The organism is Pelatocladus sp. BLCC-F211 (assembly GCF_041928655.1).
Lineage (GTDB): Bacteria > Cyanobacteriota > Cyanobacteriia > Cyanobacteriales > Nostocaceae > Pelatocladus.
This window is the reverse complement of the sequence record NZ_JBHFLM010000194.1, coordinates 1-6769: the sequence shown is the minus strand read 5'-3', so window position 1 is coordinate 6769 and position 6769 is coordinate 1. Positions and strand designations below refer to the sequence as shown.

The window sequence follows — 6769 nt, the reverse complement described above, 5'->3', positions numbered from 1 at the left end:
ATAGGATTCCTATTTGATTTTTGAACAAAACTCAGTACACATCTAGCTTCCTTTTTTTTCTTTCTTTCCCTATTGCCTATTGCCTATTGCCTATTGCCTGCCTCCACGAGTAAATTCATTAATCAAATCAGATTGCTATATCTTAAGTGACCATTTAGATGACACATCAGCCCATTTGGGGGCAAATCCTGTTGCTACTCGTTTTCTTCCTTCATCGTGTTCACTGAAGTAATTCTTTAATACCCCCGGTGGAGTCAGTCTCTGTCCTTGGCTGATAGTCAATACAGAAGATGTGCTAGGCACAGGAATAGTTTGATTAGAGACAGGATTCGCATCCATGAAAATCCGTAACTCTGAGAACTTGTTGCCCTCTAGTCGAAAAATATCGCAGCAAGGTAAGGTGACTACAGAGCCATCCTTACGCCAGTAAATCACATCCATTTCAACGAACACTACATTACCAACTTCCCACATCATCTTGATTTCGTGGTAAAGTGCAGAAACCTGACTGAAAAAAGCATCCACAGATTGCTTGATGGCAGCTTTAGTGAAACATGGTGCATAGTTGCCGAACTGATACACTGGTGTATCGGTAAAGAACTCAATAAACCCCTCCGAATCAAATGCTTCGCCTCTAGCAAATAGGCGTGTCACAAGTTCTGAGGCTGTTCCTGGTAGTCTTTCTAACGGATTGCTATTTTGATCTGTAGTTTGACTGACAACTTTGTCATCTAAAACAGATTGTTCAGACTTGATATCATGCTTACCGTTGGAGAGAGAAAATAAACCGCTCATAAGAGAAACTATGTCCTTCTTTAGTTGATTGATTGCACCGATATTGGTAATTAATTCCGCAACTGTGGAACTCCGTTGACCTGCTAAAGTCATCTGACCGTTGTAAACAAAGGTATAGGCTGTTCTTTCTGGAAAAGTACTAATTTGTTTAATGTACTGTGGCTGGGATTGAACTGTGGAGATGTATTCATCAGAAACAAAGAAGTTAGCCATATCAAGAGAATCAGAAAAAGCAATTTCAAAAGCAGCTTGATACTGATTTCTTGGAGGTTCAACATGAATCACTCCTGGTGCATCTGGTCTAGAATTATCTACTTCTTCAAAGAGATGTAGTCGAAATTTGAGAACAAAATTACTTTTGACAATCGCAGGAGCAAAACTGTCTTTTATGTATCTGCGAAAAGCTTCCGTACTCACGCCATCTGCTTTTTTGACCATGACGTGAAATTTCTTAATCCCTAACTCTCCGTTGGGGTAGCCTGTGGAAATACCATCTACATAAGTTTGAGAATTACCAGGACTAGTGTTATAGCCAATCGCTTTGCTGAAAATGTTGTATTCGTCATCCATTAAAATGCCAGAAGCATTAAACCAGGTTTGACGGTCGTTTTCTGTAGCAAAGGTTAATTCGGCAATACCATCGAATTGATCTGATTCTGGACAGCTGTAGTCTATACCATCTAAAGTAGGCCAAATACTGCCTTGATTATGAGCTACGTGGAATTGCCAATATTGATATTGACCTGGTAGTCTAGCGCAGACTGGACCGTGTACATTGCGCCAATAGTCATCAAACATCTCTAAGGTGATGCTTTTTCTTTTCCATAGAAGAACGTAGAAGACTACTTTTCCATTGCGATCGCGTTCTGCGTAATTAGCTTTTACTGTTTCTGGATTGAGAGTTTTCATAGGTAATAGCTATAGTATTTCTACTCCATACTTAGGACCAACTTCCAGCATTTTTTTGATTTGTTCTTCCGGCGTAACAGGTACGGGTGTATCCTGATCTTTGACTAGATAACCCACTTCCTCAAAAAACTTTTCCAGTCCAGCAGGAACAGTTGTTGTCAAAGTTTTTGCAGGTGCTGTACTTATATTTTGAAAGCAATGACGTATCCCTTTGGGAACATGGACAAAGTTGCCGGCAGATAAGACTATCTTTTCCTCTCCAACCTCGAAAAGTAACTCTCCCTCTAGGATATAGAAGGTTTCGTGTTCCCGATGATGAATGTGGGGTGGAGAACCGTTCAGGGGTGGAATGAAAAACTCAAATGTTGAATACGCTCCACCAGTATCTTCGCCTACTGCTTTAAAGGTATATATATCGCCCACGACCGAGTAAGAACGACCTTCGCCTTTTGGCGTTACCACTGGATGATCATTGTCTGCCAATGTAGTTCTCCTGATATCTGCAAAGATTTGAGAATGTAAATTGCAACTATATACTACTTTTTGTAGTAGTTAATGTGTAAATGAAATATAAACCGCTGCTGTAGGTTAGGTTGTTAATGTTTCTTGCAGCAATTGCGAAACCAATCTTAGGATTTGTAATCTTCAGCAAAGAATTGGAGCATTTGTTCAATTAGATACTCTGGACGCTCTTCGGGAATAAAATGTCCGCAGCCTTCAATAACAGTACCGCGAACGTCTTCAGCCACTGCCTGCATCGCCTTAATAGGGCGATCGCCTAAACCGTGAGAAGCTCCCAGTACTAACACTGGCATTTTGAGTTTTGTCTTAGCGTTTTCTTTGTTTTGTCGTACTGACTCATGGATAGCACGGTAAAGTCCCAGAGAACCACGTACTGCGCCAGGAGCAGAATACCAACGAACATATTCATCAATTTCAGCCTCAGATATTCCAGAGGGGTTATAGGAATATTTATTGAAGAAGTAGGAAATAAATATCCGCTCTCTTCCTGCAACTAGTGCCTCTGGGAGATCAGGCACCGCATTAAAGTTAAAATGCCAAATTCCACCACCTAAGCGCGAAGTTTCCGATGAATATTCGGCTAGATCCTCCCAACCGAAACCAGGAAGCGTGGCATCAAGGCTCACAATTCTACGTACATCTTCTGGATGAGCACACGCATATGCATAGTTGACTGGAGAACCCCAATCAGATCCAGCTAAGAAAACACGCTCAAAACCAAGATGACGGACTAATTGGTAAATGTCTTCAGCTTCGGTACGGCTATCATAGCCAACAGCTGGCTTTGAAGAGTCACCAAAGCCCCGCAAGTCAACTGCAACCACGGTATAGTGTTCGGCAAGAGCTGGCATAACTTTATGCCACTGATACCAAGTATGGGGCCAGCCATGCAGTAGAATTATTGGATCACCTTGACCGCCGATAACGTAGTGGAGGCGTACGCCGTTGACAAAGGCATATTGATGAGTGAATTTTGTTTCAATATCTGTTAGAACAGTTGTCATATTTATATCCTTGTGTAGAAGTGCATTGATCCCTTGTTAGCTACACTGCGGTGTATCTCTGTGGAGCTTGATTATTTTTTTGATTGCTCTGATGGATACGACATCTGTCACTTTTAAGTTTCTGATTTCTTGAATGTAGGTGAGCAAATTAGTTAATTGCTCCTACACCTCCACCGTCCACCCGAATGTTTGCACCATTAATGTAATCTGCAAGTGGACTTGCTAAATATGCAATTATATTTGCTACTTCTTCAGGGCGTCCAAGACGGCTACTGGGGTTAGGCCAATCCTCTTGCACTAAATGCTTTTCAATCTCCGCCCACTCGCTACCCCATCCTTTAGTTAAGGCAATCTGATGGAAAATCCGCTTGGCTCCTTCAGTTGCAATCAGACCAGGACTTACTGTATTGACTGTGATACCTGTTTGTGCTAATTCCTTTGCTAGACTTACAGTCATATTCAAAGTTGCAGCTTTAGTGGCTTGATAGTCAGGCCGAGCAGCGAAGGGCTGAATCGCTAATCCGCTAGCAATTTGAATGATACGTCCCCAACCAAGCTGTTTCATATGGGGTACGAGAAGCTGAATCATTCGCACCATGGAAATTACGTTAGCATTATAGATATCAGCCCATCCTTTTGGATCGCTATCCATCCAGGTACGGTCTTCATATATGCCAGCATTATTTACCAAAATGTCCACACTCCCAACAGATGAAAGCACTTTATTAGCTACTTGACGCGCACCTTCATCGGTTGAAATATCTCCGACAGCAACAAATGCTTTTCCACCATTTGCATCAATCTCCTCAGCCATCTGATTTGCCTGCTCTTCCTTTCGTCCGTGTACGATAACGATCGCACCTTCTTGTGCTAGAGCTTTCGCTATAGCTGCACCAATACCACTGGTACTACCAGTGATCAGAGCTCGCTTATCACGTAACTGTAAATCCATGAACTTACCTCATGGTTATATTTTTTGTAGTCTCTTAAAATTTGATCCACACAGTCGCATCAAAAATCGGTCTTAGCTTAACAGGTAGTTTGATAGACCGAGGTTTTTACCCAAGGTTGTGGTAAACCTCATGACTAAGAAGATAGTTTCAGTTTGTCTATATTAAAAAGCTTTAACCAGGCAATTTCATTATTTTAAGAACAAACTTATTTTTTGTCTAAGAAAAATCAAATAATCTATACCAGTTTCTTGAGTATCGTAGTTTAACACAAAACTGCATTTTAAGTTAGAGTTGGCGAAAGTTGGCGATCGCACTTCTGGAAAAAACTTTGTAAGCTACTGATATTTGGCGACAAGGGAGACAAAGACTCCTACGCCGTGTTTATCTGGAAAAGCTTTCTCCAATCTTTTCTGCTTCAACGATAAAGGCTTGATATTTCTTCTCGTTTTTGGGGATGATACCAATTCTTTATGAGCTTGCACAAATGGACAAGTTTCAATTCGTGAGTCGATTTAATTGAATTAAGAAAAATTTTATATAAATTCATAAGTTTATTTATAAAATAACGAACTTTACTGGTTAAACATTTTTAAAGTAGACAAACTAAACTTATCTTTTTTATTTTATTATGAGATACTCAATGTCAAATTTAGTAGCAACATCAGCTAAAACAGAAGTCATTAAGCGCCTGTTTGAGGTATTTGAGTCGGGACCTGATGCTCCAATACAAGCATCAGACAAATATGTTACATATCTAACTGAAGATGCACACTTTCGGTTAGGTAACTTAGATATTATAGTCGGACGTAAAGCTATCAGAGACTCTTTAATAGATTTTTGTCAACAAGTAAAGAGTATATATCACGACATTAAGCAAAAGTGGGAGATTGGAGATGTAGTTTTCTTGGATATGGAAGTTACTTATTACCGTCAAGATGGCACAACTGTGACACTTCCCGTAGTAGATATCTTTCGATTTAAGGGTGACTTAATCCAACAACTGCAAATTTTTATGGATATCAATCCACTATTTAGATGAGCGAAAGGTTTAGCAACTCTTTGTAGTCAGGTAGCCAGAACAATTCTCATAGTATTAGGAGAGGAATAATGACAAAAGTCGATTACTCAACACGGGATCAAAATGTGAAAACAGTATTATACGTACTGATACAAAAGAGAAAGGGAATTGATTTAGATACATTCTATAGTTACTGGAAAAATATTCATGGTCCAGTCAGTGCGCGATTACCAGGTCAGTTCCAATATTGGCAGTATCACCTCACTTATAATAGGGATAATATTTGGCCAAGTCTTGATGGACTAGAATACAAAATTCCTGAAGAAGACCAGTTTGATGGAATAGCAGAGTTGACGTTTTTATCAGAAAAGAACTGTCAAACCTGGATTAATGCTGCTACTATTCTAGATTCCGACCAGCAGAACTTTGTGAGTAAAGCCGTTATATATCTAACTAATAATGGCAATTCTAAAACTTATATTGATACTATACAAAATGGTGATCCCATCGGTAATTTGGATGTCATGAAGTTCCATGTGATGGTCAGAAAAGCAGATGCAATAACTGTGGATGATTTTCGCAATTACATGGTGGATAAATTTACTAAATCTTTTATAAAAAATGATTTAGTTCTTAAGTTTAAACTGCATCTTCTTGAGGAACACGACAATTCGCTTCCACCAGCTCCTGGAGTGTCTCATTACGAACCATTAGAACAACAATATCAGGCAGCGTTTGAAATTGCCTTTAAAAGTTGGATAGACATGGAACATTTCTTTGATTCACAGGCCTATGCTGCTGTAGTAAAAGACCAGAAAAACTATATAAAGCAGTTTACTACTTTTCGAGAACAAGGTACTTACACCTTTGTGTATAATGGTAAATTGACTTTAGCTGGACAACGGACTTCCACTGTAGCAGAACTTATCGCCAATCTCGGTGCAACCAATCAAACAGAGGATAACATACTCAATCTTATGCTTGGCAATGTTGCTTAGTCTGGGGGTGTCCCAATTGTTAAAAAAAGACGCCTGCGATGCAAATCACAGTCTCATAACCCAAGCCTGCTGAAACAGACTGCTTGATTATTGATGTTATTTTAACACTCAGTACAAAGCTTCTATGTCTTATTTTACTGAATAAAAGGCAAAAAAGTAATGTAAACCACGTCTACTTTGAGAACTGTAGTTTTGTAGGTTGGGTTACACTCCGTTCCACCCAACCTACATAATGTCCTTTTTGAAAAACTCCTCTTTTCAAGATGGACGAGGTTTAACTTTAGTGTGCTGCTTTTAGCTAAACCCAGGCTTATACAGATAGATGCAAGATTTGAATATCAGAGTTCGGCATTATATCATAATCTTGCGTGAAAAAACAGAATTTACAATTATGTAGAGATGTGAAGATTGGCATCTCTACATCTGTTTTAATAAGCTGTTCCACATTTAGTTTGCAATAGCAGCATTTCCTTTATTTTTTACTTTTCGTCCCCATTGAATTATTAGTTCTCCCTGATTTAACAATCTATCCAGTAAATTCTTTAACTCATCTACTGATTTAAATAACCG

At 39.3% G+C, this 6769-nt stretch carries 6 protein-coding genes; 2 read left to right on the top strand and 4 right to left on the bottom strand.

Translation table 11 applies throughout. The features are described from left to right. Positions 1-135 precede the first annotated feature (135 nt). From ACE1AT_RS23005 to ACE1AT_RS22990, 4 genes are all read right to left on the bottom strand, one after another. Positions 136-1704 (bottom strand): EthD domain-containing protein, encoded by a 1569-nt coding sequence (locus ACE1AT_RS23005; RefSeq protein ID WP_374872576.1) that lies wholly within the window; start codon positions 1702-1704, stop codon positions 136-138. Between the two features lie 9 nt (positions 1705-1713). Further along, positions 1714-2187: a quercetin 2,3-dioxygenase gene (locus tag ACE1AT_RS23000; protein ID WP_374872574.1), complete on the bottom strand. Its 474-nt coding sequence runs from the start codon at positions 2185-2187 to the stop codon at positions 1714-1716. A 146-nt stretch (positions 2188-2333) separates the two neighbouring features. Beyond that, complete coding sequence (locus ACE1AT_RS22995; RefSeq protein ID WP_374872572.1) at positions 2334-3230, bottom strand: alpha/beta fold hydrolase; 897 nt, start codon at positions 3228-3230, stop codon at positions 2334-2336. Positions 3231-3378: 148 nt separating this feature from the next. Then, complete coding sequence (locus tag ACE1AT_RS22990) at positions 3379-4182, bottom strand: SDR family NAD(P)-dependent oxidoreductase (protein WP_374872570.1); 804 nt, start codon at positions 4180-4182, stop codon at positions 3379-3381. Between the two features lie 641 nt (positions 4183-4823). Here ACE1AT_RS22990 and ACE1AT_RS22985 point away from each other — a divergent pair. Continuing rightward, positions 4824-5222, top strand: coding sequence for a nuclear transport factor 2 family protein (locus tag ACE1AT_RS22985; RefSeq protein ID WP_374872568.1), 399 nt, complete (start codon positions 4824-4826; stop codon positions 5220-5222). A 68-nt stretch (positions 5223-5290) separates the two neighbouring features. Beyond that, positions 5291-6199, top strand: coding sequence for an EthD domain-containing protein (locus ACE1AT_RS22980; protein WP_374872566.1), 909 nt, complete (start codon positions 5291-5293; stop codon positions 6197-6199). Positions 6200-6769 lie beyond the last annotated feature (570 nt).